This is a genomic window from Nonomuraea sp. NPDC001699, from assembly GCF_053596455.1.
Genome location: NZ_JBSFGF010000024.1, coordinates 18,823 through 43,574 on the forward strand (window position 1 = coordinate 18,823; position 24,752 = coordinate 43,574).

Here is a 24,752-nt window from a genome sequence, read left to right on the forward strand (position 1 = left end):
CGACCGATCGGGGCCGCTTCACAGGAAGCGCGATCTATGGCGAATCGATCCCGGAGAGTGGTGCCCGCAGGGCTCGCCCTCGTCCTGGCCCTCGTGACGGCGGGCTGCAACGCGAACTCGCAGTCCACCTCGCAGTCCACAGAGCCGACGACGGGCAAGAACGCGGCGCCGCTGGAGTCCGTGCCCAAGGGCGGGACCCTGCACTACCTCTCGCGGCGCGCTACCGAGTCCTTCGAGACCGCCAACGCGCAGATGGTGCCGACCAGCCGGCTGCGGTGGGTGCACCGCGGGCTGACGTCGTGGCGGACCCTCCCCGACAAGGACACGGTCCTCGTCCCGGACCTCGCCACCGACACCGGTACGACGGACGACGGCGGCAAGACGTGGACCTTCACGTTGAAGGAGGGCTTGAAGTTCTCCGACGGCAGCCCCATCACGGCCCAGGACGTGAAGTACGGCATCGAGCGGTCGTTCGCGCCGATGTTCCAGGGTGGCCTCGGCTACCACAAGACGCTGCTGGTCGGCGGCACCGACTACGACGGCCCGTACGACGGCAAGGAGCTCGACTCCATCGAGGTCGCCGGTGACCACAAGATCGTCTTCCGGCTGAAGCGTCCGTTCGGCAACTGGCCGTGGATCGTCAGCATGCCGGCCTTCGCGCCGGTGCCGGCCGCCGCCGACACCAAGCCGGAGACGTACGGCGAGCACCCGGTCGCCAGCGGCCCGTACCAGGTGACGAGCTTCCGCAAGGGGGCGCAGGCGGTGCTGGACCGCAACCCGAACTGGACGGCCGACAGCGACCAGGTACGGTTCGCCGGCCCGGACAAGATCGTCCTTGACATGGGCCTGAACAACGACACGATCGTGCAGCGCCTCATCGACGACAAGGGCGAGGACCAGACCGCGATCAGCAACGCGCTCATCTCGCCGTCGCAGTTCCAGCGGATCCAGTCCGACCCGTCGATCTCCGACCGCATGGCCAACAGCCCCTCGGGCTACTTCCGCTACCTCGCCATGAACGTCAAGCGCCCGGGCCTGTCCGACGTCCGCGTACGGCAGGCGATCAACTACGCGGTCAACAAGGCCGAGGTGCAGAGCGTGTACGGCGGCCCGAAGTTCGGCGGCCAGATCGCCTCGACCATCATGACGCCCGGCATCCCCGGCTACACCGAGTACAACCTGTACGACGGCGGTGACACCGGCGACGTCGGCAAGGCGAAGGAGCTGCTCGCCGCCGCCGGCGTCTCCGACCTGAAGCTCACGCTGACCTATCCGACCGACGTGAGCGCGATCGAGGAGAAGGAAGCCCAGAGCATCAAGAACTCGCTGGCGCGGGTCGGCGTCAAGGTCGAGCTCAAGGGCCTGGACGCCAACACCTGGTCCGAGCTCATCTCGTCCGCCGACGGCGACTACGACCTGACGACGAACGGCTGGGGAGCGGACTTCCCGAGCGGCATGAGCACCATCCAGCCGCTGTTCGCGTCGAGCGAGATCGGCAACGGCGGCGGAAACGCCTCGAAGTTCTCCGACCCCAAGGTGGACGCCGCGATCGACGCCGCGATCGCGGAGCCGGACCTCGACAAGGCCGCCAAGATGTGGGCCGCGATCGACCGGCAGATCATGGAGGACGCCCCGGTCGTGCCGATCCTCGTGCAGCGCACGCAGGCCCTGGCCGGCTCGAAGATCATGAACTACTTCATCCCCGCCTACCCGCCGTTCGCGAACGAGTTGGTCGTCGGTGTCGATCGCTGAGATCCAGCAGGCGGAGGGCCGGGGCACCTCGGTCCTCGGCCGCTTCCTCCGCAAGCGGTCCGGCGTCGCCGGCCTGGTCATGCTGGTCGTGCCGCTCGTCGCGGGGCTCTGTGCCCCGCTGCTCGTGTGGATGGAGGGGCAGGACCCGAACACCCTGCACACCGACGTGCTCGACCCGGACGGCGGCCGTCCGCTGGGCGCCTTCGGTGGCGTCAGCGCCGACCACTGGCTCGGTGTCGTCCCGGTGACGGGTGTCGACCTGTTCGCCCAGATCGTCTACGGCATCCGCTCGTCGCTGTTCATCGCCTTCGGGGCGAGCATCCTGTCGATCGCCTTCGCCGCCGTCCTCGGTACGGCGATCGGATACTTCGGCGGCTGGCTCAACGCCGTCGCGGGACGGGTGATCGACTTCATGTTCGGCTTCCCGGGCCTGATGTTCGTCATCGCGATCATGGCGATCGTGCCGCCGGAGATGCCGCGGGGCCTGGTCCTCGTGCTGGTGCTGGCCTTCTTCGGCTGGGCCGTCCCGGCCCGGATCATCGGCGCCCAGGCCGGCGCCGTCAACGCCCGCGCCTTCGTCGAGGCGGCGCGCGCGAGCGGGGCCGCGCCCTGGCAGATCATCCGCAGGGAGATGCTGCCGCACCTCTTCGGCCTGGTCGTCGTCCTGTTCGCGATGTCACTGCCCGGCAACGTCAGCGTGGTCGCGGGACTGTCGTTCCTCGGCGTCGGCCTGCGTGGCGACGTTCCCGACCTCGGCAAACTGCTCTCGGACTCGCTGCCGTGGATCTACAGCGGCGCGGACGTCTGGTACATGCTCTTCCCGGGCGCCGTGGTGTTCCTGATCGTTTTCGGTGCCACGCTCGCCGGTGACGCGCTGCGCGACGTCCTCGACGTGCGCATGGAGGATGCTGCATGATCGTCTACATTGCCCGCCGCATGGCCACCGCGGTGTTCATGCTCCTCGCGATCGCCTTCGTGACGATTGCCCTGTTTTTCGGGGCCTCGAAGGACCCGGCTCGCGCCATGTGCGGCAAGCCGTGCCCGCCCGAGACCCGGGCCAAGGTCAGCGCCTACATGCAGACCGACCAGAGCCCGGTGTGGCAGTACGCCGAGTTCGTGAAGGGCCTCTTCACCGGCCGTACGTACGGCGAGGGCACCCAGCAGGTGCACTGCCAGGCGCCCTGCTTCGGCTACTCGTTCCCGAACCGCAGCGACGTCACGACGCTCATCGCCGAACGGCTGCCCGTCACGTTGTCGCTCGCGTTGGGCGCGGCCGTCCTGTGCCTCGTCGTGGGCATCGGCCTCGGCGCGTTGTCGGCGATACGCAAGGGCGGGATCGTCGACCGGTTCTCGATCGGCTTCGCGATGTTCGGGCTGTCGGTCCCGACCTTCCTCGTCGGTCTGCTCGTCGTCCAGGTCTTCGGCTTCATGCTCAACGCGCTGCCGTACTCCGGCTTCGTGCCGTTCTCGGAGTCGCCGGCGGATTGGGCCTGGCACCTGATCGGCCCGTGGATGGTGCTGTCGTTCATCCTCGCCGCCGGCTACATCCGGATCACCCGCACCCAGCTGCTCAACGAACTCTCGGCCGACCACCTCGTCGCGATGACCGCGCGTGGCGCGTCGGCGCGGCGGGTGAACCGGCACGCCGTCCGCGGCGTGATGGTGCCGGTCGTGGCGATGTTCGCGCTCGACGTCACCGCGCTCCTGGGCGGCTCGGTGATCGCGGAGAAGGTGTTCAGCCTGCACGGGCTCGGCGACCTGCTGTTGTCCGGCGTGAACGAGTCCGACCTGAGCATCGTCGTCGGGGTGACGCTCTTCTCCGCCTTCCTCATCATCGTCGGCAATCTGATCGCCGACCTGCTGATGCCGCTTCTCGACCCGAGGATCCGCCGTGCCTGACCCCGTACTCCAGGTCGAGGACCTGTGCGTCTCGTTCACCGGCGGCGGCGTCACCGCCGATGTCGTACGGGACCTCTCCGTGAGGCTGGACGGCGGCCGCGCGCTCGCCGTGGTCGGCGAGTCGGGGTCGGGCAAGACGATCACCGGCCGGGCGATCATGCGGCTCCTGCCGCGCGGGGCGAGCGCCCGGGGCCGGATCGTCGTCGCCGGCCGGGAGATGCTCTCCGCCGACGAGCGTGAGCTGCGCCGGGCCCGCGGCTCCGACGTGGCCATGGTGTTCCAGGACTCGATGTCCGCGCTCAGCCCGTACCTCGACATCGGCGCGCACATCGCCCAGGCGGTCCGCCTGCACGACCCGTCGGTCACCCGTCGCGCCGCGCGGGCCCGTGCGGTCGAGATGCTCGACCGGGTCGGCATCCCCGAGCCCGCGGAGGCCGTACGCCGCTTCCCGCACGAGTTCTCGGGCGGCATGCGGCAACGCGCGGTGATCGCGATGGCCCTGGTGAACCGGCCGGCTCTGCTCATCGCCGACGAGCCGACCACCGCGCTCGACGTGACGGTGCAGGCGCAGATCCTGGCCCTGCTCCGCGGGCTCCAGCAGGAGTACGGCATGGCGATGCTCCTGATCACCCACGACTTCGGGGTGGTGGCGAATGCGGCGGACGACGTCCTCGTGCTGTACGCCGGCCGCCAGGCCGAGTACGGCAGCCTCCGCGACATCTTCGATCAGCCCGCCCACCCGTACACCGCCGGTCTCCGCGCGGCCACGCCGCGGCTGGACGCCCGGCTCGACATCGGCGGGGAGCGGACCCGGCTGCGCGCCATCCCCGGCACGCCCACGTCGCTGCGCGACGCCGGACCTGGTTGCGCCTTCGCGCCGCGCTGCGGCTTCGCCGGCCAGGTCGGCGCACGCTGTGTCGTGGAGGTACCGCTGCCCACCGTCCGCCCGGCCGGCGAGGACGGCGGCGTGCACCTCGCGGCCTGCCACCTCGACCGTCTCCCCGAACCGCAGGAGGTCGCCCGGTGAGCGAGCCGATCCTGGAGATGACCGACGTCAGCAAGCGGTACCGCACCGCCGGTGGCTTCGGCCGAGGCCGTAAGGGCTTCCTCGCCGTGGACGGCGTCTCGCTCCATGTCGAGCGGGGAGAGGCGCTCGGCCTGGTCGGCGAGTCCGGCTCGGGCAAGTCCACGCTGGCGCGGATGGCCAACGGCCTGGTGGTGCCGACGTCCGGCACCGTCCGTACGGACGGGCAGGACGTCGCCCGCCTCGGCCGGCGAGGACTACGGCGGCTGCGGCGCAACGTCGCCATGGTCTTCCAGGACCCGCTGGCGTCGCTGAACCCGCTGCAGACCGTGCGGCAGACGCTGGAGAACGTCTTCCGCGCGCACGGCGATACGACGTCGACCGCCGAACTGGTCGCGCTGCTGGAGTCGGTCGGCCTCGGCGCCGACTACCTGGGGCGCTACCCGCACGAGGCGTCCGGCGGGCAGCTCCAGCGCGTCGCCGTGGCACGCGCGCTCGCCCTCAAGCCGGATCTGATCATCGCGGACGAGCCGACCTCGGCGCTCGACGTGTCAGTGCGTGCCCAGATCCTCAACCTGCTGGCCGACCTGCAGCGTGACCAGGGGATCTCGTTCCTCCACGTCAGCCACGACCTGGCGGTGATCCGGCTCTACAGCGACCGGGTCGCCGTCATGCAGCGCGGCCGCATCGTCGAGACCGGCTCGTCCGACGAGATCTTCCGCTCCCCGCGGCACCCCTGCACACGCGCGCTGGTCGAGGCGACACCGGAGGCTGAGCTGCTGACCTGACCTGACCTGACCGGCGGGAGCGTTGCGCGACGCCGAAGAGGCGTGCCACGATCACGACCATGATCCATTGAACGACAACCCCGTCGTGAGCCGGCCGGGGGCCGGTGCGACAGAGCAGTGAATGAGGACACGTGGGAACCGACCTGTTCGTCCGAGAGTATGGGCGGGACGCAGCAGATGCGCCTGCCATTCTCATCCTCCACGGCGCCGTGGAGTCCGGCGCGTGCTACGGCGACGCCGTCGACCGCTGGGGCGGCCACTACCACATCGTGGCACCGGACGCGCGGGGCCACGGGAAGTCGCCCGGCCGCCTGCCCGAGCACGAGGGCGTTCCGTCCACCGACGTGATGGTGCAGGACGCGATCGACATCCTCAAGGACATGCTCGACGAGACCGGGCGCAGGACGCTCGTCGTCGGACACTCCATGGGCGCGCGGATCGCCGCCTTCGTCGCCGCCGACGCCCCGCACCTCGTGGCCGGCGTGGTGCTGGAGGACCCGCCGTGGTGGGTGCCGGAGGCCGGTCCCAACCCGTGGCTCAGCGTCGAGCAGACCACCAAGGACCCCTTCGACTACGCCGGCACGGCGTCGGTCGAGGAACTGATGGACATGCAGCGCGAGCTCAAGCCCCACTGGGCGGAGCAGGAGCTGCGCCCGCTCGCCGAGGCGATGAAGGCCGTCGACATCGACTACATGCAGCAGCGGGTCCACGAGAAGCGCCGGATCTGGACGCCGACCGCGCGGCAGATCACGGTCGGCCCGGCCGGCGTACCGGCGCTGCTCGTCACCGGCACCGGCGACGTCATCGTCGACAAGCACTCCCGTGAGCGCCTCACGGCCGTCGCGCCCGGCTTCGACGTCGTCGTGATCGAGGGCGCACACCACTGCGTGCGCCGCGACAAGCCGGAGGAGTACCACCGGCACGTCGACGCCTTCCTCCGCGAGAACGCGCCGCCGGCCGGAGCCGTCACTCGACGCTGAAGGTGTCGGACCGCGCGAGCGGGCCGTAGACCTCCGAGTCCGGCTCGGACACAGCGGCCCGCATCGCCTCCAGCCCCGCGCGTACGACGGGGTGGCCCTGGTTGTCGCGCCGCGTCGTCATGATCACCTTGCGCAGCGGCGCGATGCCGCGCGTCGGCAGGATCGTCACCCAGTCGGCGTCGCGGGCGTAGAGCGCGGACTCCGGCGCCAGGCAGATCCCCGCCTCGGCGGCGACCAGCGCCAGCGCGGCGCGGTAGTCGTCCGAGACGTGGGTGATCGGCGGGTGGAAGCCGAGCTCCGCGCACGCCTGCAGCACCATCGTGCGGCACGGATTACCGGGCGAGGGCATGATCCAGCCCTCCTCGGTGAGCTGGGTGAGCCCGATGCCCTCCTCGCCGGCCAGCGGGTGCGCCTGGGGGAGGACGACCTTGAACCGCTCGATGTAGAGCGGGAACTTCACGATGTCGGGGGAGTCGCGCTCGGGGTCGGACTCGTACTCCATGCTGACGGTCACGTCGATGTCGCCCCGCATCAGCATCCGGTGGCTCATGTGCGCCTCCGCGTCGACGACGGTGACGTCGACACCCGGGGCCTGACGGCGCAGCTCGACGATGGCGGGTGCCACCAACCAGCTGATCGCCGTGGGGAAGGCGCCGATCCGGAGCTGACCGAGGACACCGCCCGCGTGCGCGGCCAGGTCAGCCTCGGCGATCTTCAGTCGTGAGCTGATCTCCTCGGCGTGCCCGGCGAGGATGCGCCCGGCCGGCGTGAGCACCAGCTTGCGCCCCGAGCGTATGACGAGCGCGTGACCGACCTCGCGCTCGAGCGCCGCGAGCTGCTGCGATACCGCGGACGGCGTCAGGTGCAGCGCCGCCGCGGTCGCGGTGACAGAGTCGGACAGCACGAAGGCACGGAGGATGAGGAGACGTCGGGGGTCGATCGTGGGCACGCGCGCTCCGTGGCGGGTCGGCCGGGCGTCCGTCGCAGTGGGGCATCCGCGAGGCGGGACCGGGGGACCCCGATGCTAGCGGGCCCTTCCGGACGCGGGCGCTCCGGCACGGGTACGCCGCCTGCTCACGGTGGCGACGCAGCTCGTAGGCGCCGGGTGCGATGCCGGTGAAGGCGTGTTCCGGGCGCGCGAGACAGGCGCCGTTGTCGCTCTGGTCGCACGGCGAAGCCCCGCTCCCACCCGAAACCATGTTTCGAGTGGGACGGGTGTCGTCGACTCGTTCTATGTCAGTTCCACGAAGGTGGGGTTGGTGTAGCACCAGAGGTCGTGCCAGGGGTTCTCATTGCGGCCTGTGTCCGCCGCCGGCTCCATCCCGCCGGGAGCGCTGCGCCTGCCGTCGGTGCCACGCAGCCGGAAGTAGAACGGCTCGCGCACGTCGCGGAACTTGTGGTGGAACTGGGCGACCCGGCCCCTGCCCTTCGGCATGAACGACTCGACCACACTCACGTCCGGGGCGGTGAAGACGTCGGGGTCGGCGGCCGGCCCGGTGATCGCACCGCGGATCAGATCCAGGCGGGCGAGCCGGGGGATCTCTTCGTTGGCGTTGGGGCGGCCGGCGAGATCGACGGAAATGGTGATGGTGACGTCGTCGCCGCGCCGCACCGACAGCCGTCCGCCGAACGTGGCCGGGGTGTTGCCGGGGGCGTGCGCGTCGACGTGCAGCCCGTCGATGAGGCCGCCCATCGACACCCAGGATCGCCCGGCCTTGATCGCCTCCATGACCGCGCCATAGCTGCGTGAGGTCGCCCCTACAACCGTGCGGCTGAACTGACCGGGCCAGAAGTCGGCGTGCCGCAGCGGGACGCCGCCGTCGATGGGATCGGGATATCTACCGTGCTGGTCGTACCAGTCAGAAGGCCGGGAGGGCTCGACGATCGTGTCACCGTTGTAGAAGTGGCCGTCGGAGTTGGCAGTGATCCACCAGCCCTTGCCCTCGGCGAGCATCGAGTCCCACATGCCGCCCAGGATTCCGGTCATGGAGTCGAAGCCGCCGTACGTCGGGTAGTGTTCCGGCCGCCAGCCGGCCCAGGAGTCGGCGTCGGCGGTGTTGTTGAAGTCGCCGCGGGCCCTGGGCTCGTTCTGGGCGCCCGGCGCGCCCTCCATGCCGACTGCGATGTTCGGCGCCTTGTCGCGATAGGTGCGCAGGTCACGCGGGGAGTACCTGCCACGCCGCATCACGTGGTTGATCAGGAACAGCGCGGAACTCGCCGAACCCGTGCGCAGCGCGGTCTCGAGCCAGGCGAGCGCCTCCAGCGCCTTGGCCTCATTCGCCGGGCTGCCGGCGCCGGTGCCGTTGATCCTGGAGTCGAAGAGCCGCTCGAACGCGCGCAGCAGTTGGATCTCATCGCGAGCACCGTCGAAGAACACCGTGGCGTGCTCGCCTCCGGGAACGTTCCATTCGAGCCCTTGCCACAACAGCAGCTCAGGGTGCTTGGCCCGGGAGGTGACGATGTCGGCATAAGTGGACTCGACCGCGAACTTCTCGTGCGCGGCGTGCCCGTGGTCGGTGATGACCAGCCAGTCCAGGCCGTGCTTGAGAGCGCCCGCAGCCTGCTGCTCAATGGTGTACATGCCGTCGTAGCTGTACTGCGTATGAACGTGATGGTCGCCGGCCAGCCAGTGGAGCGCGCGGGAGCCTCTGCTGGTTGCGGCGGCGGGACGCGTGGTCAGCCCTCCCAGAGCGGTGACGCTGAGACTGCTGATGCCGAGCAACCCACTGTTCAGCAGAAAGCGGCGCCGACCGAGGTCGGCGGGCGACAGTTCGGTCTCTGAGACGGACAAGTCGGCGAACGCAGCCGTTCCTTCCGGTGCGCTGTGGGAGTGTGCATGGGTGCGGCACATGGGACATACCTTTCATCTGGAATACCTGGTGCGTCGTTCTCGGGTGGCCCATGAGCTTGCGCACGAAGTGGGGCGGAGCAGGTGAACCTGCGGCCCTTCGTCACGCTCGCAGAGGAGCGTGACGGCATGCATGGGGAGGAAGCGAATGCTGGGCGACTTCTTGCCGAACGGCGGAAGGCTCCGGCGAGCCGTCTGTGGCGCATGTGACTGTCGGCCTGCTGGTACGCGCAATGGTCACCCGTGCCTGATCGCGGTGATATTCGCATGACGGTCTGCGCAGTGATCCGATAGAGAGGACCCATGTCGATCCGTGTGCGTCTTGACGACCTGTGCCAGGAGACCTGGGAAGCGGTGGCCGAGCTGAGGGTGGCTGACGACCAGGCTGATCTCATCGCGTCGAACCTGTACTCGATTGCGGAGAGTCGGTTCCTGCCGGGCTTCGTGACCCGTGCGGTGATGCACGATGAGCGCGCCGTGGGCTTCGCGATGTACGGCCCCGATCCCGATGACGGCCAGATCTGGCTCTATCGCTTGATGATCGACAAGGATCACCAGGGGAAGGGGCTGGGCCGCGCGGCCCTCCAACAGGTCATCGCCCACGTGCGGGACGCGTTCGACGTACCGGTGCTGCGGTTGGGAGTGCGTGGCGACAACATCGCGGCCAGGGCGCTCTACACCTCTGCCGGGTTCGTTCCCACCGGGCAGGTCTTCGGCAGGGAGGACGTCCTGGAGCTCCGTCTGCGAACGGGGCACACCGAGGCGTCCGGTGACGTGCATGATCTTCGAAGAGGAAATCCCGGAAGTTGATGCACGCCTCACCAGCAGGGGCATGTATCAGACCAATGATCGCATGGGCCGCCCTGCGGCCAAGGATGGCGACGCGTTGACGGCCGTTACGAGGACGGTCACCTCGTGGCGGACCGCGGGCTTGTCGTATCTGGCGGCGCCGCCCGACCAGGCTCCTCGTTCAGCCCACGCCGGTAGCAAGCCCAAGAACGCCTCTCGCAGCAGGAAGGGACAGGGCTGGTCAACCCCCGAGCTCCGCGACCGACCCCCACCCCGCCGTCCGACCGTCTTCTTTCTGGGGTCCTGCCAGGTGGAGCGTGTGCAGCCCGTCCGTGGCCGGCGCCACCCGCGCGCCGTCCAGGCCGGCCAGCTCCAGCTCTGTCGCCCCGTGAAACCCAGGACGGGCCCGAGCGGAATGCCTATCGTTCGTCATGTGACGGGGGCCAAGGACATACAGCGATGTTCGAGCAGGCCCGCGCGCCGCCTGGTGCGGCCCGAACCGCCATCGCGCCCGATGCGATGCTCCAACTTGTCCACCGACACCGCTGTGGTCACCGAGGCGCTCGCCACGCCGCTGCCGCCGCTGCCGGACAGCGGGCTGACCAGGTTCCGAGCCGATCTGCGCCGCCAACTCGGCCCCGATGACTTCGCGCTGGCCGATGCCCTGTACCGGCAAGCGATGGACTCGGCCTGCGCGTTCCTCACCGGCCACCCGGACTATCACGCCGATCCCGTGCCGCGCGCGGCCTGCCGCGCCCGTGCGCTGGCACCGGCGGGTTCACCCGCCAACGGGACCGTGGTCTGCAACCCCTTCGCTTCGACGACTCGGCCGGTCCATTCAGTTACCTGACCCAGCTGCTGTGCGGCAGCCCCAGCCCTGCCCACTCGCTGGTCCTAGTCCCACCGAGCGCGTCGATCGCCTTGGTGAGGCCGGCCACCTGGGCGTCGGCCGCCTCCGCCGTCAGGCGGGGCAGCGGAACGACGATCACCTCCCCGGGGCTGACGTTGACCACGACCACGGGGCTGCGTCGGTCAACACGAGTTGCTCATCGTGCAGGCGTCCAGGCGTTGAATGTGTTCGATCTTGCTCTGGGAATAGTTCTCTTCCACTCCTCCCGCGCTGACCGCCTTCGCCGTATAAGCAACTCGGGTTGACTGTCCCGGATTTAGTCAACTATGGTTGCTTGCATTCCCGATGAAGGACGTCCCACATGAATCTCCCCCATGCCCTAGTCGGCATAGTGCTGACGGGAGCCACGCTCCTGCCAGGCCCCACGACCACTGCCCTGACCCGCTTCTACGACCAGCCCGTCGAATGGGCGGCCTGCGGCGACCCCCTCCTGGACCATGTGGGCGCCCAATGCGCCGAGATCACGGTCCCGCTGGACTACTCCAAGCCGCAGGGCAAGACGATCAAGGTCGCGATCTCCCGCATCAAGGCCACCGACCCGGGCAAGCGGCGCGGCGTCATGCTGTCCAACCCCGGTGGTCCCGGCGGTGCGGGCCTGAACTTCATGGGCTACATCAGCCAGCGGATGACCCCCGAGGTCACCTCCCGCTACGACCTGATCGGCATGGATCCACGCGGCGTCGGCAGGAGCGCACCGGTCGACTGCGGCTGGCCGATCGGGCACATGCTCTGGTCCGCCGGGCCGACCCGGGCGAGCTTCCGCCGGGCCGTACAGACGCAGGCCGATCTCGCGCAGCGGTGCGCGCAGCGGGAAGGCGACCGGATCGCCCACATCACCACCCGGAACACCGCGCGGGACATGGACGTCATCCGCGCCGCCCTCGGCGAGGCGAAGATCTCCTACTTCGGCATGTCCTACGGCACTTACCTTGGCGCGGTCTTCACCCAGATGTTCCCGCAGCGCAGCGACCGCTTCGTACTGGACAGCGCGATCGATCCGGCCCAGTACATGGCCGGGTCGATCAGGAACAGCGGACCGGCCAACGAGGCCGCGCTCGACGACTGGGCCGCCTGGACCGCCAAGCGCGACCCCGAATACCACCTCGGCGCGACGGCACGCCAGGTGCGGGCCCGCGTCGAGAGCTTGGTCAAGGCCCCGATCCGCATCGGGGAACATCTCGTCGACGAACGTTTCCTGCCCATGGTCATCTTCACCCTGCTGCCCGACGCCAGGGAGAACGCCCGTCTGGCCGCGCGGGTGCGGCTGCTCGCCGAAGCCGCCGAGGGCAAGCCGGTCCGCCCGAGCGACGACTTCGAACAGGAACTGCAGTTCACGCTGTACGGCAAGCCGCAGGGCTACTCCAGCCAGGCCGCCGTCATCTGCGGCGATGCGGCAGTGCCACGCGACCCCGAGCGGTACTGGCGCGCCATCCAGCGCAGCCGGGCCACCCAGCCGGTGTTCGGACCGTATGCGAACAACATCACCGCCTGCGCCTTCTGGCCCACCCCCCGCGAGCCCGCGACCAAGGTTGGCAACGACGTCCCCGCACTGATCGTCCAGGCCACCGGCGACACCCGCACGGTCTACCAGGAGGGCGTGAACCTGCGCCGGGCGATGCCCGCCGCACGCCTGGTCACCGTACGGGACGTGCGCATGCACGGCGTCTTCGGCCGCCTGCCCAACACCTGCGTGGAGACGGCCGTGAACACCTACTTCGCCAGCGGCACCCTGCCCGCCGACGATCTCACCTGCCGCGCCGATCCGTCCTGACCAAGTGGGCCACAACCAGTCGGCCCCGTCGTCGGTCAGCGCCTCGCCGACGCATACCCGCTTCGCCCACGCCGCCCGCGCTCAGGCGGTCGGTGGTCGTCGTCGGCGCGGGGTTCCTTGGTACGGAGGTCGCCGCCGCCGCCCGGCAGCTCGGCCTGGACGTCACCCTGGTCGATCCGCTCCCCGCGCCGTTGATCGACCGGCTCGGCGACCGGGTGGCGCGGCTGCTGGCCGGATTGCACGCCGGGCACGGCGTCCGTCTGCGTCCCGGCACCCTGGTCACCGGCCTGACCGGCCACGACGGCCGGGTGAACGGGGTGCCGGGCCGCACCCGGCGTGGTCGCCGCCGGCGACGTCGCCTCCTGGCGGCACCCCGGCTTCGGCCGCCTGCGCGTCGAACACCGGCTGAACGCCACCGAACAGGGCACGGCCGCAGCCTGGACGCTCCTCGGCGGCCAGGCACCCTTCGCACCCGTGCCCTACTTCTGGACCGACCAGTGCGACGTGAAGATCCAGGTCCACGGCGTCACCGGCGGCGACGCCCGGTTCCAGGTCGTCGCCGGGGACCCCGCCACCGGCCGGTTCATCGGCCTGTACGGCAGGGACGGCCACGTCATCGGCACCCTGACCTGGAACCTGCCCCGGCAGGCCCGCGCCCTCCGCCGACACGTCGCCGAACGGACCCCGTGGCGCCAGGCCACCACCGGATGACCCGGCACTCGACCGCTCCTGGGCAACGGCGGCACGGACAGCGGCACGGACAGCGGTACGGACAGCGGCACGGTCGCCGGCACGCACCCCGCTGCGGTCGGCCGGCTCGGCCTCAGGATGGCCGATGATGTGGTCGGCGGGGCACATCGGCCTGGCTTCTCGTCACACCCGAGTATGTCTCGAACGCTCGAGATCATGTCATGAGAGGTGAAATTGGGAATCGTCACCCTGCACAGCACGGACCTGCCGCCCGACCAGCGATTCGACTGGTGGTGCGACCTGATCAGCCGCGACGTGGCGCCCATCCGGGTCACCAGCGACCATGCCGCCGACTTCCGGGCTTCGGCCGGGGCGATCGACCTGGACACCGTACAGGTGACGACCATGTCGTTCCCCGCGCTCAGCTCCGTGCGCACGCCCGCGCTGATCCGCCGCTCCGACCCCGAGAGGTACGAGCTCGCCCTGATCGTCGGGAGCACGATGTGGATCTCCCAGGGCGGCAACGACACCCGGATGGGGGCCGGCGACCTGGTGATGTGGGACACCTCCCACCCGTACCAGGGCGGCGCGTTCGACGGGCCGGGGCCGGCACGGGCGATCATCGTGCATCTGCCCAAATCCGAGCTGCCCCTGCCGTCCGGCAAGGTCGACGCGCTCCTGGCCCACGCGATGCCCGCGAACGGCGGCGTCGGCGCGATCCTGGCCGGCTACCTCAGGACGCTGGTGCGCGAGGCGCGGTCCATGTCCTTACCCGAGGTACGGCGGCTCGGTGCCGCCACGCTGGACCTGGCCCTGGCCTTCCTCGCCCACCGGCTGAACGCACAGGACCGCCTGCCCCCCGAGACCCGGCAGTTCGCCCTGGTGGCGCGCATCCGGGCGTTCGTCGAGCACAACCTCGCCGACGCCGACCTGACACCCCGCGCGATCGCCCACCGGCACCACATCTCCGTGCGCTACCTGCAACTGCTGTTCCAGCGTCAAGGCACAACGCTGACAGAGTGGATCCGCCGCCGCCGTCTGGAGCACTGCCGCGCCGACCTGGCCGATCCCCGCCTGGCCGGGCAGCCCATCCACGCCATCGCCGCCCGCTGGGGATTCACCCGCGCCGCCGACCTCAGCAAATCCTTCCGGGCCAAGTACGGCCTGTCGCCCAAGGACTATCGGCACGAGGCCCTGACCCGCGCCACACCAGAGGCGGACGACAGCCACGCGCGACGATGACGTCGAGACCTCCCCGGCTGCCGGCCGCCGGTCAGGCCGGCCCTCTACCGGCAGCGCCACGTCGTGGAGAGCGGCATCAACCGGCTCGAACGCCATCGCGCTGTGGCGAACTCGCCGTCCGCTGTCGTGCGCTCATTGCCAAGACACAGTGCGCGCCGCGCTGACGACTTTCATGATCGACCGCAACTAGGCTGCGCACGTCGGATCCCAGCGAACGGGATTCGACGCCACGAATTTCATGGGATGAGGGGAACGGGAATGACAAGAAGACTCAGGCGGTGGGGTGCCCTCGGGGCCGCGGCCGTATCCCTCGCAGGGACCATGGTCGTCGCGGGCGGCGCAACAGCGGCGCACGCGGACACCCGGTGCAGCGCGGATCCGATCTACATCAACGACAGCCCCGGCGGGGACCCCAAACAGCGGGCGTACGGCCACTCCCACAACACCGGTAACCACTACGTCAACGGCTCCCTTTACGACGCCTATCGGGGATTGCACAAATGGTTCTGGATGGCTGACAACGACGGCGGGTCGGACGGCGACAGCGCTGACACCTTCTATGGCAATTCCTGGTGCTATTCGTCCGCGCCACCACAGCCGGGCGTTGCGTGAAGGCGGTTCTGGCGCAAAAGAGCAGGATGCCGTGACGGCACGTGTCCATGATCGCGGTGCTGTAACTGCCCGCACGTGAGAACGACCGCTCGTGATGATCAGGTTGGATCAGAAGCCTGATCTTCACGGACGGCCGTAGGGGTTGTCGCGCGGTACTCGCCGAGGGCGACTGGCTGGAGACGGTCCCGGCGGATCGGTGGCGGTCATGATGATGGGCGGGCTCTACCCCTGGCTAACCAGCCCCACCTTCATCAGGCTGCCGCCTGCTGGGCTTTTCCAAGCCTTCCGGTCAGAGGGTGCGCAAGGTCGTGCCGGCCATCAAGACGATCAGAGCTCCCGTCAACGAGGGCTTCGGCGACCCCCGCGACGTGGCGCCCTAAGATCCCGACCAGCGGCTCGTCGAGCCTGCGCATAGCCGGCCCGGCCCCCGGACAGCGCTCCGTGAACGCAGCGACCTGCACGCCGAACAGGCGGCCGAAAATACAGCGCCGCCTGGCCGGCATCGATAAGGCCGCCCGCCGCGGCCCCTGGACCCACGACCTGCTCCGCCTCATCCACGAACTGCCCGCGACCGCCGCCGCCGAGCTCGGCCAGCACCTCGGGCGCGACACCCAGGCCCTCAAACGGGACGTCCGCACACTCAAAGGCCGCAGCCTGACCGAGAGCCTGGAAGTCGGCCACCGGCTCTCCGTGCGGGGAGAGGCTCTGGTGAAGAGGGCGAAGACGGCGGCGAATGATGTTCCGGACAGCACGCCCTGAATCCCTCGGTCAGTGCTACGGGAACTCCACATTGCGTTGATGTCGAAGGAAGCGTGCGTTCAGTGCCAACGACATGAAGAGGTCGATCATGTGAGGGTCGACAGCGACATTTCGGCTCGCCTCACAACGATCGGAGAACCCGTGGCTCGTGGAAGCGCGGTCTTTGGGTCGCCGGCGTCGGCCGCGACGTCCTCGGCCATGGGACCGCACCGGGAGAGCGCCGCGCGCTACTACAGCATGGACATGTACGACAGGTGCCCCCGGACCGGCCGCGGTCACCAGTGCGTCGAGTTCCCGGTGAAGTGGGGAGACCCGTACCTCGAACTGTGGATCCTCATGTACTGACGAAACGCGCCGGGGCCGGAGGCGGGCCAGAGATCCCCGCCATGGCCGGGTGCATGGACGCGGCGGGACGACACCCGCGCGGCGTCGCAGCAACGCTGCCACACCTCCGAAAGCGCTGGGGCTCGACATCGCGGGCGGCGAGGGACACCGCACCGAGCGCATCAAGGCCGGCCGTGACTCCCCGACATGGCCACAGAACTCCGCAGCCCGCCATCCGTTACGCCGTTAAGGAATCACCATGTACCGCTGGCAACCCGACCTCGGGCTGATCCAGGAAACGCTCCTGCTCACGCTCCACGCCAGAGCCCGGGACGCCGAACTGCCCCGCCCGATCCTCGGCGACACGCTCTCCGCCGACCTGGCCGGCAGAATCGACTATGACTTCGGCAAGCTGAAGGTCAAGACCAACGTCGTCGTCACCACGGCCCTGCGCTCCAGGAAGCTGGACGACGCCGTCCGGGCCTTCGTCGCCGCTCACCCCGGATGCGTGGTGCTCGACCTGGGCTGCGGCCTGGACACCAGGATGCGGCGCTGCGATCCGCCGCCGGGCGTCGACTGGTACGACGTCGACTTTCCCGCAGTGGTGAGTCTGCGATCCGCACTCCTGCACGGCCGCTCCCACCTCGTCGGAGCCAACCTCACCCGCTCCGACTGGCTCACGGCCATCCCCGATGACCGCCCGGCGATGATCGTCGCCGAAGGGCTGCTCCCCTTCATGCCCGGCGACTCCTTCCAGGCCCTGGTCCGCGAGCTGGCCGGCCACTTCCCTTCGGGCGAACTCGCGCTCAACGGCTACACCCGCCTCGCCGCCTGGGCCATGAAGCACCACCCGATCATGAGGACACTCGGCATGGAAGCCGCCCGGGGCTTCGACGACCCGCACGAACCCGAGTCCTGGGACGCCAGCCTCAAACTGATCGAGGAACAGATCCTCAACCGCGCACCGGAAGTAGCCCTGTTCCCGCAACCGCTACGCGCGCTGACCCGTCTCACCGCCCGTAGCACGGCCTTGTCCCGCCAAGGGGCACGCATTCTCCGTTACCGGTTCTGGAGCCGGGGCTGATGGCACGGGGAACGTACGCGAGCGCGCCTGCCCAGCGAGGATCCCGGCCAGGTCCGCCGCCTGGACGGCGGGAAGGCTGACCAGCAGCTGTTCCCACTCGCGCCCCGCCTCTGTCCTTCGGAGCCCTGGCCTGATCGACAACGGCCGTCCGCCGGTTCCGCACGCCATGGGCGCATATGAGCCGTTCCACGGCCGGTCGATGGTGATCCTCACTGCATGAGCTGGCGGCGTGGACCTTCACCTCGAGGACGTCGCGGTACGGGCTCGACCCACCGGCCACAGAGCGCCGGCAGGCAAGCGGCTGGGTCAGGTCGAAGGAGATGGGCGGCGTGGTGGGCTGGATGGTGTCGACCGGATTGATGGTCCCCATCGCGGGGTCCCCGGATCCGATGTCCCGGGGGAGGGTTGGGACCGGCGTCGCACGGCTGCGTCACCCTAGTGAGCCGGTTTTTGAGATTCGGTCGCAGTAGCGGCAGATGCGGTCGAGGATCTGGTCGGCGGTCTTGGCCCACCTGAACGGCTTGGCGTCCTCGTTCCAGACTTTGATCCACTCCTCCGACGCGGCCTTGAGAGCGTCCAGGGAGCAGAAGTTGCCCCGCTCCAGACAGCGGCGTTCCAGTTCGGCGAACCAACGCTCCGCCTGGTTGATCCAGGAGGAGTAGGTCGGGGTGAAGTGCAACGTGAAGCGCGGGTGGGCCAGCAGCCAGGCGTGCACCACCGGCGCCTTGTGGGTGGACAAGTTGTCGCAGATGAGATGGACCGCCAGGCCCGGTTCGACCTGGCGGTCGATCTCGTCCAGGAAGTCGCGGAAGTCGACGGCACGGTGACGGGCCGACAGCTTGCCGATCACTTTGCCGGTGGCGGTGTTGAGCGCGGCGAACAGATCGACGGTGCCGTGCCGGACGTGGTCGAAGCTGCGCCGCTCGGGCACGCCGGGCAGCATCGGCAGTGCCGGTGCGCTCCGCTGCAACGCTTGGATCTGCGGTTTCTCGTCGACGGCGAACACCGCGGCATGGGCGGCCCGGGGCCAGACACAGCGCGACCACGTCTTGTCGATCAGCAGCGGATCGGTGGAGATCTTGAAGTCCTGGGTGCGCCAGGGTTGGAGCCCGAACGCCCGCCAGATGCCGGCCACGCTGGTCGGCGAGATGCCCACCGGGCGGGCTAGTTCCCGCTTGGACCAGTGCGTGGACCCGGCCGGCACCTCCTCCAGGGTGCGCACCACCACCTCCTCCCCCTGGACGTCGGTGATGGTGCGCGGCACGCCCGGCCGGGGCTCGTCGGACAGCCCGTCCAGCCGATGGGCCAGGAACCGGCTGCGCCGGCGGGCCACCGCCTGCCTCGGCGTTCGCGTGCGCGCGTGACGTTGAATACGGGAGACCGACCATGGACACCATCAGAATGACCGCCTTGGCGATGGCCGCGGCGATCGTGCTCGACGGCTGCGGGGGGGGACGCCGAGCCCTCCGGGAAGGCGCTTCACTCCGTCGAAGTCGGCCGCGACGGCACTGGAGAAGAGGCGCCAGTTCGAATCCGTCAAGGCGGACTGCATGAAGCAGAAGGGCTTCAGGTACATCCCCTATGTGCCACCGGAAGATCCCATGACCGACGACGAGCGCAAGCGCAGAGCCGGCGACTATGAGGCGTTGAAGGCCCAGCGGGCGAAGTACGGCTTCGGGGTCTTCTCGGTGTACGTCTACCTGAAGGGCCCGGACGCCCCCGACTTCATGCCCGACCTCTCAGGGGCCGACCCCAACGGGGATATCTGGACGAAGCTCTCCCCAGCGCAGAGAACAAGCTACTGGAAGGCCGTGGACGCCTGCATCGTCGACGCGGCCAAGCGGGTCCTCGGCAAGGAGCTGAAATCCGGCGAGGACCTGTTAGCGCAGTCCGCCGCCGCCGCGGAGAGGGCGGGTAAGCGCGCGATTCTGGACGATCTGGAGTGCGGCAAGGACTTCTATCGGGTCTACACCCCCAAGCTGGAGGCCATCCATCAGAAAGTCGCCGAGGAGTTCGGCAACTGACGCGCTCACGCTTCGCGTTTCCGTGAACTCCGGCACGACAGGTGCGCGGCCTCCGAGGGCGTGCACGCAGCACAACACAGGCGAGTCCCGGCGACGCACAGCTCGTGTCAGCGGCCATGTCAGCACGACGACGGCCCGGTGTCAGGGCGGTCTGCGAAGGTGAACGTCATGAACGGTTCAGCGACTGAGGCCGGGGGAGATCCGCTCGGGCGATCTGACCTGAGCCGTCCAGCCCTCCGGGCACCGGCAGGACCGCATTCCACCAGTCGTTCGTTCACTCGACCTTCATCACCGATCTCTGAGAGTCCACCACCATGTCCACCACCCCTTCCGCCTAAGACACGCACACCCTGCGGGTCCCCGCCTGGAGCGCCGTCGCGCTGATGTCGACCGCCGGTGCCGCCGGCTCGGCCCACCGGGTCGGCACCGACGGCTCCATCGCCCTGACCTCCGCCACCGGCCTGGGCGGGCACGTGCTGGCCAAGGCGCCCAAGGGCGTGAAGTGGGGCAAGGCCGTGGCCGACCTCGCCGACCCAGAGTGCTGCCGGCTTTGACGGCTTCGATGAGCCTGCTCAAGCGGGAGGATCCGGCAGAGGCCGACAACTTCCGCAGCACCATCATCGTCGCCCTCGACGCCGCTTGACTCAAGGCCCGCAAACGCACCTGGGCCTCCTGGTACGCGACCTGATCGATGGCCCATACCCATCCCGATCGCCCATCCCGATCGCCCATCCCCGAATCACCGGACGAGCGCTTCGCATGAGCGCGACAACAGAGAAGAGAAGCCATGAAGACCCCGTCCTCATCAGCGACCCAGGCACGCATCTCCGGCGTGCACCCGCGCCCGGCCGGCCACGGCAAGGTCTTCCGGCGCGTGGCGGTCACCGCGCTGGCGGCCGCGCTGCTGGCCGGAGCCGCCACCCCCGCGATGGCCACCGTAGACAGCAGAGCCGTGTCGAAGGCTGCCGCCGCACAGGACCGCCCGGAGCTGCAGAAGGCCATCCAGGCGTTCGTCGATGCCGGTCTCGCCGCCGGGGTGCAGATGCGGGTGAACGATGAGCAAGGCGAGTGGGTCGGCAGCGCCGGGGTGCGCAGGCTGGGCACGAGCGCCAAGCCGCCGACGAACGGGTACTTCCGGATCGGCAGCAGCACCAAGAACTTCACCGCGACCCTGATGCTGAAACTGGTGGAGGCCGGCGAGATCGGGCTGGACGCCACGGTGGCCGACTACCTGCCCCAGTTCAAGCTGGACCGGCGGATCACTGTGCGGATGTTGCTGCAGCACACCACCGGGCTGTTCGACTACAGCTTCGACATCGACCCCGACGGGAAGCCGGTGTCCTTGATCCCCTGGCAGGGCAAGGAGTGGGTGGCCAAGCGCTTCCACACCTACACCGACGAGCAGCTGGTGCGGCTGACGTTGACCAGGCCGGCGAAGTTCGAGCCGGGGACGAGCTGGAGCTACGGCAACGTCAACTACGTGCTGACCAAGCTGCTGATCGAGAAGGTCACCGGCCATTCCTACGCCGTGGAGATGAAGCGGCGGATCCTGGGGCCGCTCAAGCTGAGGCACACCGTGGTGCCGGGCGCCTGGACGGGTATGCCCGCGCCGTACGCCCACGCCTACTACCGCTACCAGGACGCCGCCGACCAGTGGAAGGTGATCGACGTCACCCGCCAGAACCCCTCGTGGATCTCGGGCGCGGGCGAGATCATCTCGACCACGGAGGATCTGCGTACGTTCTTCTCCGCGCTGAACAGCGGCAAGCTCCTGCCGGCCGGGCTGCTGACCCAGATGCGCAAGCCGCACCCCAACAGCGCCGGTCTCTTCGGTAGCTACGGCCTCGGGCTGTACGTGCAGGACCTGGGCCCGAGCTGCGGCGGCGTCGTCTACAACCACGACGGCAGCAACAACGGCTACGGGGCGCTGATGTACAGCACGCCCGACGGCAAGAAGACCCTGACCGCCTCGATCACCACCGGTGACGCCGCCGTGGACGTGGCGACGGAGTTCCCGAAGGCGTTGAACAACCTGGTCAAGACGGTGTTCTGCGACGGGCAGTCTCAGTAGACGGGGCCGAGCGGGCCTCGGGCACTGCCTGGAACAGGGGGTCGCAGACGCACAGGGGTGCCGGTCGGGCTGGGCCGGCTCCGCCGCACGCCCAGTTCCAGGACGTCTACACCGTCGAAGACATCATGGGCGCCAAGATGGTCTACGCCGACGCGGGCCTGACCAGGCTGATGTGCTCGCCGACGTCCGACGGCTCCGGCGCCGTGGTGCTCGCCGGCGCGAGGTTCGTCGAGGAGAACGGCCTCGGTGACCGCGCGATCGAGATCGTCGGCCAGGCGATGGTCACCGACATGCGCTCGACCTTCGACAGCAACAGCGCGATCAACCTGGTCGGCACGGACATGAGCCGGAAGGCGGCGGAGAAGGTCTACGCCCGGTCCGGGCTCACCCCGGACGACGTCGACGTGATCGAGCTGCACGACTGCTTCGCCCCGAACGAGCTGTTCACCTATGAGGCGCTCGGCCTGGCCGAGGAGGGCGAGGGGCACCTGCTGGTCGACAACGACGACACCACCTATGGCGGCCGTTGGGTGGTGAACCCGTCCGGCGGCCTCATCTCCAAGGGCCACCCTCTCGGCGCCACCGGCCTGGCCCAATGCGCCGAGCTCACGTGGCAGCTCCGCGGCGAGGCCGGCGCCCGCCAGGTGGACGGCGCAACCGTCGCCCTCCAGCACAACATCGGTCTCGGCGGCGCCGTCGTCGTGACCGCCTACCAGCCCGCCAACCGTGGCGGCACGCTGTGACACCGCCGGCGTTCGGAGACACCGAAGGCCAGCCGGTCGCCTGCTACGACGCCACGGCGGTGCCTCATTCCGGGTCGCGGATGCGCGAGGTGCCCGCCCTCATGGCGGACACGCTGGAGGAGATCCGGCGCGACTACTTCGAAGCACGGGCCGGGGACCCCGGCGCGATCGTCGCCGTCCTGGTCGCGCCCGTCCGGAGCGAGGCGGACCTCGGGCTGGTCTTCGTGGCCGCCGACGGACCGCTCGACGGTTGCGGCGAGGCGAGCATGTTCGCCGCGATGCTCGTCCTCGGGTCCCGGCCTGAGGTGCGGCTCGAGACGGGCGCGGGCCAGATCATCGCCCGGTCTTCGGGGAAGGCCCGCATCACCCTCACCATGCCTCCGGGGACCTCCCGGGTCGACGTCGCCGAAGTCTCCTACGAGGGCAAGCGACTCCAGGTCCGTACCGTGACGGCCGGAGGCAACATCTTCGCCGCGGTTCACCATGGGTTCGGCCGCGTTCTGGGAGGCGCTTGCCGTGACGGCGTACGTGGCGACACAGCTTGCCCTGCCCCCGCTCCTCGCACTCAGGGAGCGCCGCCTGCGGAGGTCGGGCAGGCTCCTGTGCGAGGTGCTGCAGTGACGTCGTCATCTCGTCTATGAACGGACATGGCGGATGCCCAGAAACACGTGCAGCGACTGCTCGACGAGTTGGTTGCTTCTAGACGGGAGACCGGCGTCCAGGTGGCCGCCCACCTGCACGGCGAGCGGGTCGTGAACACCGGCGCGGGCCTCGCCGACCCGTGCGCGGAGCGGCCGGTGGACGACCGAACACTGTTCCACTCCTGGTCCACTGGCAAGGGACTGACTGCGGCGGTCGTGCACGTGCTGGCCGACCGCGGCAGACTCAGTTACGACAGGCCGGTCGCCGAGTACTGGCCGGAGTTCGCCGCGCACGGCAAGCAAGGCATCACGCCGGCTCACGTTCTCGTCCACACGGCGGGCGTGCCCAGGCGCCGGCCGGAACCACGCCGGGCGACCTGCGGGACCGGGGGAGCATGTGCGACCGGATCGCCGACCTGGCGCCGCTGTGGCCCTGGGCACCGTCACCCGATACCACGCGCTGACCTTCCGCTACATCCTCGAGGAGGTCGTCAGCCGCGTTGCGTTCGTCAGACACAGTCACCGCTTCACGGACTTTGATCCAGATCGGCTAGACATCAACGAATCACGGCGGGCTCGGTCAGTTCGGGTTCTGCCCCTCTGAGCGGTGCCCGGCCTGAATGGCGAGGGTCTGGGCCGGGCTCGGGATGTCGAGACGTGACTGTGCGGCTGCCCTGCGCCCGCCCGGTTGGCGGGACGATGAAAGCGACCTCAGTGCTGTCTCCGAGGACACCAGAGCTGCGAATCGTCCATGCAGCTTCGAGGTCAGCGCGAGCGGAGAAAGGTCAGTGCGGCGAGCACTCTGCGGTGGTCGTCGGCGTCCGGGCCGAGGTTCAGCTTGGTGTATACGCCGGTGACGTGCTGGCCACGGCGGCCTCTGACACATACAGGCGCTGGGCGATCGCACTGTTCGACCGATCCTCGGCAACCAGCGCGAGCACCTTGCGTTCGCGTGGCGAGAGCGCGCGCGAGAAGCCGCTGTGGCGGATGCTCCACGAAACGGCGGCCAGAGCGGCTGAGATCCCGGCGCTGAACGTCGAGGACCTCGACCTGGAGCATCGCCGCGCCCCGGTCCGGTCCAAGGGCAGCTCGATCGAGTGGGTGTACTGGGACAGCGGCACCGCCCACCTGCTGCCACGCCTGCTCCGGCTCCCGGGCGGCAGCACGCACGCGCGGCCCGCTGTTCCTGTCCGAACGCCGCCCCGCCCGCGCCCGCCGCCCGGCGGCCGCCGACATCTGCCCGCACACCGGCCGCGCCCGCCTGGGCTACGACCGCGCCCGCGTCCTGCTGGACAAGCACGCCGGCCTCGATCTGCACCAGCTGCGCCACAGCGCCGCCACCCACCTCGGCGAGGCCGAAGTCCCCCTGCAGCCCATCATGGGCAGGACCCGGCACAAGGACCCCCGCACCGCCATGCGCTACGTCAACCCCGGCCCCGAGGCCATCGCCAAGGCCACCGAGCTCCTGGCACCCCGCCGCCGCACCCATGCTCGGTTCGCGTCTTCGCCCGCCGCCCGTGGGACCGCAGTCCGGCTGGGTCGACGGCGAGTTGGTCGGCCAGCCTGGCCACCGCCACCGGCGGCGCCGCCGACACTTTGTCCGGCACGAATCCGAGCCACGGCAACGTGGACAGGGCTACGGCCAGCCCCAGCCGATCGGCCGGACCTCGGCCCGGGCCGGGATCGACGAACGCGACATCAGCTGATGGCAGGGTGAAGAACCGAAACAGCTCGTCTCGGCCGATCTCCGGGAATCCCCGCAGCCGCCCCAGCTCCTCATCCGCGAACACCTGCGTCGCCA

Annotated in this window: 27 protein-coding genes and 2 pseudogenes; 23 read left to right on the plus strand and 6 right to left on the minus strand. The window is 69.5% G+C overall.

Translation table 11 applies throughout. The annotated features are described in order from the left end of the window. Positions 1-36: 36 nt before the first annotated feature. The 6 genes from ACWCSU_RS42600 to ACWCSU_RS42625 all read left to right on the plus strand — a co-directional run bounded on the left by ACWCSU_RS42600 (position 37) and on the right by ACWCSU_RS42625 (position 6,443). On the plus strand, positions 37-1,752 hold the full coding sequence (locus ACWCSU_RS42600; protein ID WP_449942256.1) for an ABC transporter substrate-binding protein: 1,716 nt from the start codon (positions 37-39) through the stop codon (positions 1,750-1,752). Then, complete coding sequence (locus tag ACWCSU_RS42605) at positions 1,739-2,668, plus strand: ABC transporter permease (RefSeq protein ID WP_449942257.1); 930 nt, start codon at positions 1,739-1,741, stop codon at positions 2,666-2,668. The genes ACWCSU_RS42600 and ACWCSU_RS42605 overlap by 14 nt, the downstream gene beginning before the upstream one ends. Beyond that, positions 2,665-3,651, plus strand: a complete 987-nt coding sequence (locus ACWCSU_RS42610) for an ABC transporter permease (RefSeq protein ID WP_449942258.1) — start codon at positions 2,665-2,667, stop codon at positions 3,649-3,651. Before ACWCSU_RS42605 ends, ACWCSU_RS42610 begins: the two co-directional genes overlap by 4 nt. After that, positions 3,644-4,678, plus strand: a complete 1,035-nt coding sequence (locus ACWCSU_RS42615) for an ABC transporter ATP-binding protein (protein ID WP_449942259.1) — start codon at positions 3,644-3,646, stop codon at positions 4,676-4,678. Before ACWCSU_RS42610 ends, ACWCSU_RS42615 begins: the two co-directional genes overlap by 8 nt. Beyond that, a complete protein-coding gene (locus ACWCSU_RS42620; RefSeq protein WP_449942260.1) occupies positions 4,675-5,463 on the plus strand; it encodes an ATP-binding cassette domain-containing protein in 789 nt (262 codons plus the stop codon). The genes ACWCSU_RS42615 and ACWCSU_RS42620 overlap by 4 nt, the downstream gene beginning before the upstream one ends. Before the next feature lie 131 nt (positions 5,464-5,594). Next, entirely contained in the window at positions 5,595-6,443 is an 849-nt protein-coding gene (locus ACWCSU_RS42625; protein ID WP_449942261.1) for an alpha/beta fold hydrolase, read from the plus strand. On the opposite strand, the gene ACWCSU_RS42630 is transcribed toward ACWCSU_RS42625, so the two are convergent. Next, on the minus strand, positions 6,430-7,392 hold the full coding sequence (locus ACWCSU_RS42630; RefSeq protein WP_357710164.1) for a LysR family transcriptional regulator: 963 nt from the start codon (positions 7,390-7,392) through the stop codon (positions 6,430-6,432). The genes ACWCSU_RS42625 and ACWCSU_RS42630 overlap by 14 nt on opposite strands. Before the next feature lie 282 nt (positions 7,393-7,674). Further along, the gene (locus ACWCSU_RS42635; RefSeq protein WP_449942262.1) at positions 7,675-9,234 is read right to left on the minus strand and encodes a PHP domain-containing protein; all 1,560 of its coding nucleotides are present in this window, start codon (positions 9,232-9,234) and stop codon (positions 7,675-7,677) included. Positions 9,235-9,594: 360 nt separating this feature from the next. Here ACWCSU_RS42635 and ACWCSU_RS42640 point away from each other — a divergent pair, with 360 nt between their 5' ends. Continuing rightward, positions 9,595-10,101, plus strand: coding sequence for a GNAT family N-acetyltransferase (locus ACWCSU_RS42640; RefSeq protein ID WP_449942263.1), 507 nt, complete (start codon positions 9,595-9,597; stop codon positions 10,099-10,101). A 508-nt stretch (positions 10,102-10,609) separates the two neighbouring features. Further along, positions 10,610-10,930, plus strand: a complete 321-nt coding sequence (locus ACWCSU_RS42645) for a hypothetical protein (RefSeq protein WP_357710191.1) — start codon at positions 10,610-10,612, stop codon at positions 10,928-10,930. Here the strand turns inward: ACWCSU_RS42645 and ACWCSU_RS42650 are convergent. Next, positions 10,923-11,093 carry a hypothetical protein gene (locus tag ACWCSU_RS42650; protein WP_449942264.1) on the minus strand — a complete coding sequence of 57 codons (171 nt, stop codon included), beginning with the start codon at positions 11,091-11,093 and terminating at the stop codon, positions 10,923-10,925. The genes ACWCSU_RS42645 and ACWCSU_RS42650 overlap by 8 nt on opposite strands. Positions 11,094-11,291: 198 nt before the next feature. On the opposite strand from ACWCSU_RS42650, the gene ACWCSU_RS42655 reads away from it, so the two are divergent. The 8 genes and pseudogenes from ACWCSU_RS42655 (at position 11,292) to ACWCSU_RS42690 (ending at position 17,472) form a co-directional block, all read left to right on the plus strand. Next, positions 11,292-12,761, plus strand: a complete 1,470-nt coding sequence (locus ACWCSU_RS42655) for an alpha/beta hydrolase (protein WP_449942265.1) — start codon at positions 11,292-11,294, stop codon at positions 12,759-12,761. A 92-nt stretch (positions 12,762-12,853) separates the two neighbouring features. Beyond that, positions 12,854-13,021: pseudogene (locus tag ACWCSU_RS42660) on the plus strand (FAD-dependent oxidoreductase); the annotation flags it as partial. Positions 13,022-13,097: 76 nt separating this feature from the next. After that, positions 13,098-13,472, plus strand: a complete 375-nt coding sequence (locus ACWCSU_RS42665; RefSeq protein ID WP_449942266.1) for an oxidoreductase C-terminal domain-containing protein — start codon at positions 13,098-13,100, stop codon at positions 13,470-13,472. A gap of 207 nt (positions 13,473-13,679) precedes the next feature. Then, a complete protein-coding gene (locus ACWCSU_RS42670) occupies positions 13,680-14,693 on the plus strand; it encodes an AraC-like ligand-binding domain-containing protein (protein ID WP_449942267.1) in 1,014 nt (337 codons plus the stop codon). Positions 14,694-14,951: 258 nt separating this feature from the next. Beyond that, positions 14,952-15,305, plus strand: a complete 354-nt coding sequence (locus tag ACWCSU_RS42675) for a hypothetical protein (RefSeq protein WP_357710198.1) — start codon at positions 14,952-14,954, stop codon at positions 15,303-15,305. 441 nt (positions 15,306-15,746) lie between these two features. After that, positions 15,747-16,064, plus strand: a complete 318-nt coding sequence (locus ACWCSU_RS42680) for a hypothetical protein (RefSeq protein ID WP_449942268.1) — start codon at positions 15,747-15,749, stop codon at positions 16,062-16,064. A 198-nt stretch (positions 16,065-16,262) separates the two neighbouring features. After that, positions 16,263-16,409 (plus strand): hypothetical protein, encoded by a 147-nt coding sequence (locus ACWCSU_RS42685; protein ID WP_352365486.1) that lies wholly within the window; start codon positions 16,263-16,265, stop codon positions 16,407-16,409. Between the two features lie 238 nt (positions 16,410-16,647). Next, the gene (locus tag ACWCSU_RS42690; RefSeq protein WP_449942269.1) at positions 16,648-17,472 is read left to right on the plus strand and encodes a class I SAM-dependent methyltransferase; all 825 of its coding nucleotides are present in this window, start codon (positions 16,648-16,650) and stop codon (positions 17,470-17,472) included. Between the two features lie 430 nt (positions 17,473-17,902). Here ACWCSU_RS42690 and ACWCSU_RS42695 read toward each other — a convergent pair whose 3' ends face one another. Further along, positions 17,903-18,844 carry an IS630 family transposase gene (locus tag ACWCSU_RS42695; RefSeq protein WP_449942352.1) on the minus strand — a complete coding sequence of 314 codons (942 nt, stop codon included), beginning with the start codon at positions 18,842-18,844 and terminating at the stop codon, positions 17,903-17,905. A gap of 178 nt (positions 18,845-19,022) precedes the next feature. On the opposite strand from ACWCSU_RS42695, the gene ACWCSU_RS42700 reads away from it, so the two are divergent. The 6 genes from ACWCSU_RS42700 (at position 19,023) to ACWCSU_RS42725 (ending at position 23,491) form a co-directional block, all read left to right on the plus strand. Then, the gene (locus ACWCSU_RS42700) at positions 19,023-19,496 is read left to right on the plus strand and encodes a hypothetical protein (RefSeq protein ID WP_387658750.1); all 474 of its coding nucleotides are present in this window, start codon (positions 19,023-19,025) and stop codon (positions 19,494-19,496) included. A gap of 383 nt (positions 19,497-19,879) precedes the next feature. Continuing rightward, the gene (locus ACWCSU_RS42705) at positions 19,880-20,050 is read left to right on the plus strand and encodes a hypothetical protein (protein ID WP_449942270.1); all 171 of its coding nucleotides are present in this window, start codon (positions 19,880-19,882) and stop codon (positions 20,048-20,050) included. Positions 20,051-20,283: 233 nt separating this feature from the next. Further along, positions 20,284-21,567, plus strand: a complete 1,284-nt coding sequence (locus ACWCSU_RS42710) for a serine hydrolase domain-containing protein (protein ID WP_449942271.1) — start codon at positions 20,284-20,286, stop codon at positions 21,565-21,567. Between the two features lie 125 nt (positions 21,568-21,692). Then, complete coding sequence (locus ACWCSU_RS42715) at positions 21,693-22,310, plus strand: thiolase C-terminal domain-containing protein (protein WP_449942272.1); 618 nt, start codon at positions 21,693-21,695, stop codon at positions 22,308-22,310. Beyond that, positions 22,307-22,951, plus strand: coding sequence for a proline racemase family protein (locus ACWCSU_RS42720; protein ID WP_449942273.1), 645 nt, complete (start codon positions 22,307-22,309; stop codon positions 22,949-22,951). Before ACWCSU_RS42715 ends, ACWCSU_RS42720 begins: the two co-directional genes overlap by 4 nt. 6 nt (positions 22,952-22,957) lie before the next feature. Beyond that, entirely contained in the window at positions 22,958-23,491 is a 534-nt protein-coding gene (locus ACWCSU_RS42725; RefSeq protein ID WP_449942274.1) for a serine hydrolase domain-containing protein, read from the plus strand. A gap of 293 nt (positions 23,492-23,784) precedes the next feature. Here ACWCSU_RS42725 and ACWCSU_RS42730 read toward each other — a convergent pair whose 3' ends face one another. Next, entirely contained in the window at positions 23,785-24,117 is a 333-nt protein-coding gene (locus tag ACWCSU_RS42730; RefSeq protein ID WP_449942275.1) for a response regulator transcription factor, read from the minus strand. A gap of 155 nt (positions 24,118-24,272) precedes the next feature. Between ACWCSU_RS42730 and ACWCSU_RS42735 the strand changes: the two are divergent. Beyond that, positions 24,273-24,320 (plus strand): annotated as a pseudogene (locus ACWCSU_RS42735) (hypothetical protein); the annotation flags it as partial. Positions 24,321-24,375: 55 nt separating this feature from the next. On the opposite strand, the gene ACWCSU_RS42740 reads toward ACWCSU_RS42735, so the two are convergent. Continuing rightward, positions 24,376-24,741 carry a DUF4158 domain-containing protein gene (locus ACWCSU_RS42740; protein ID WP_449942353.1) on the minus strand — a complete coding sequence of 122 codons (366 nt, stop codon included), beginning with the start codon at positions 24,739-24,741 and terminating at the stop codon, positions 24,376-24,378. Positions 24,742-24,752: the final 11 nt, after the last annotated feature.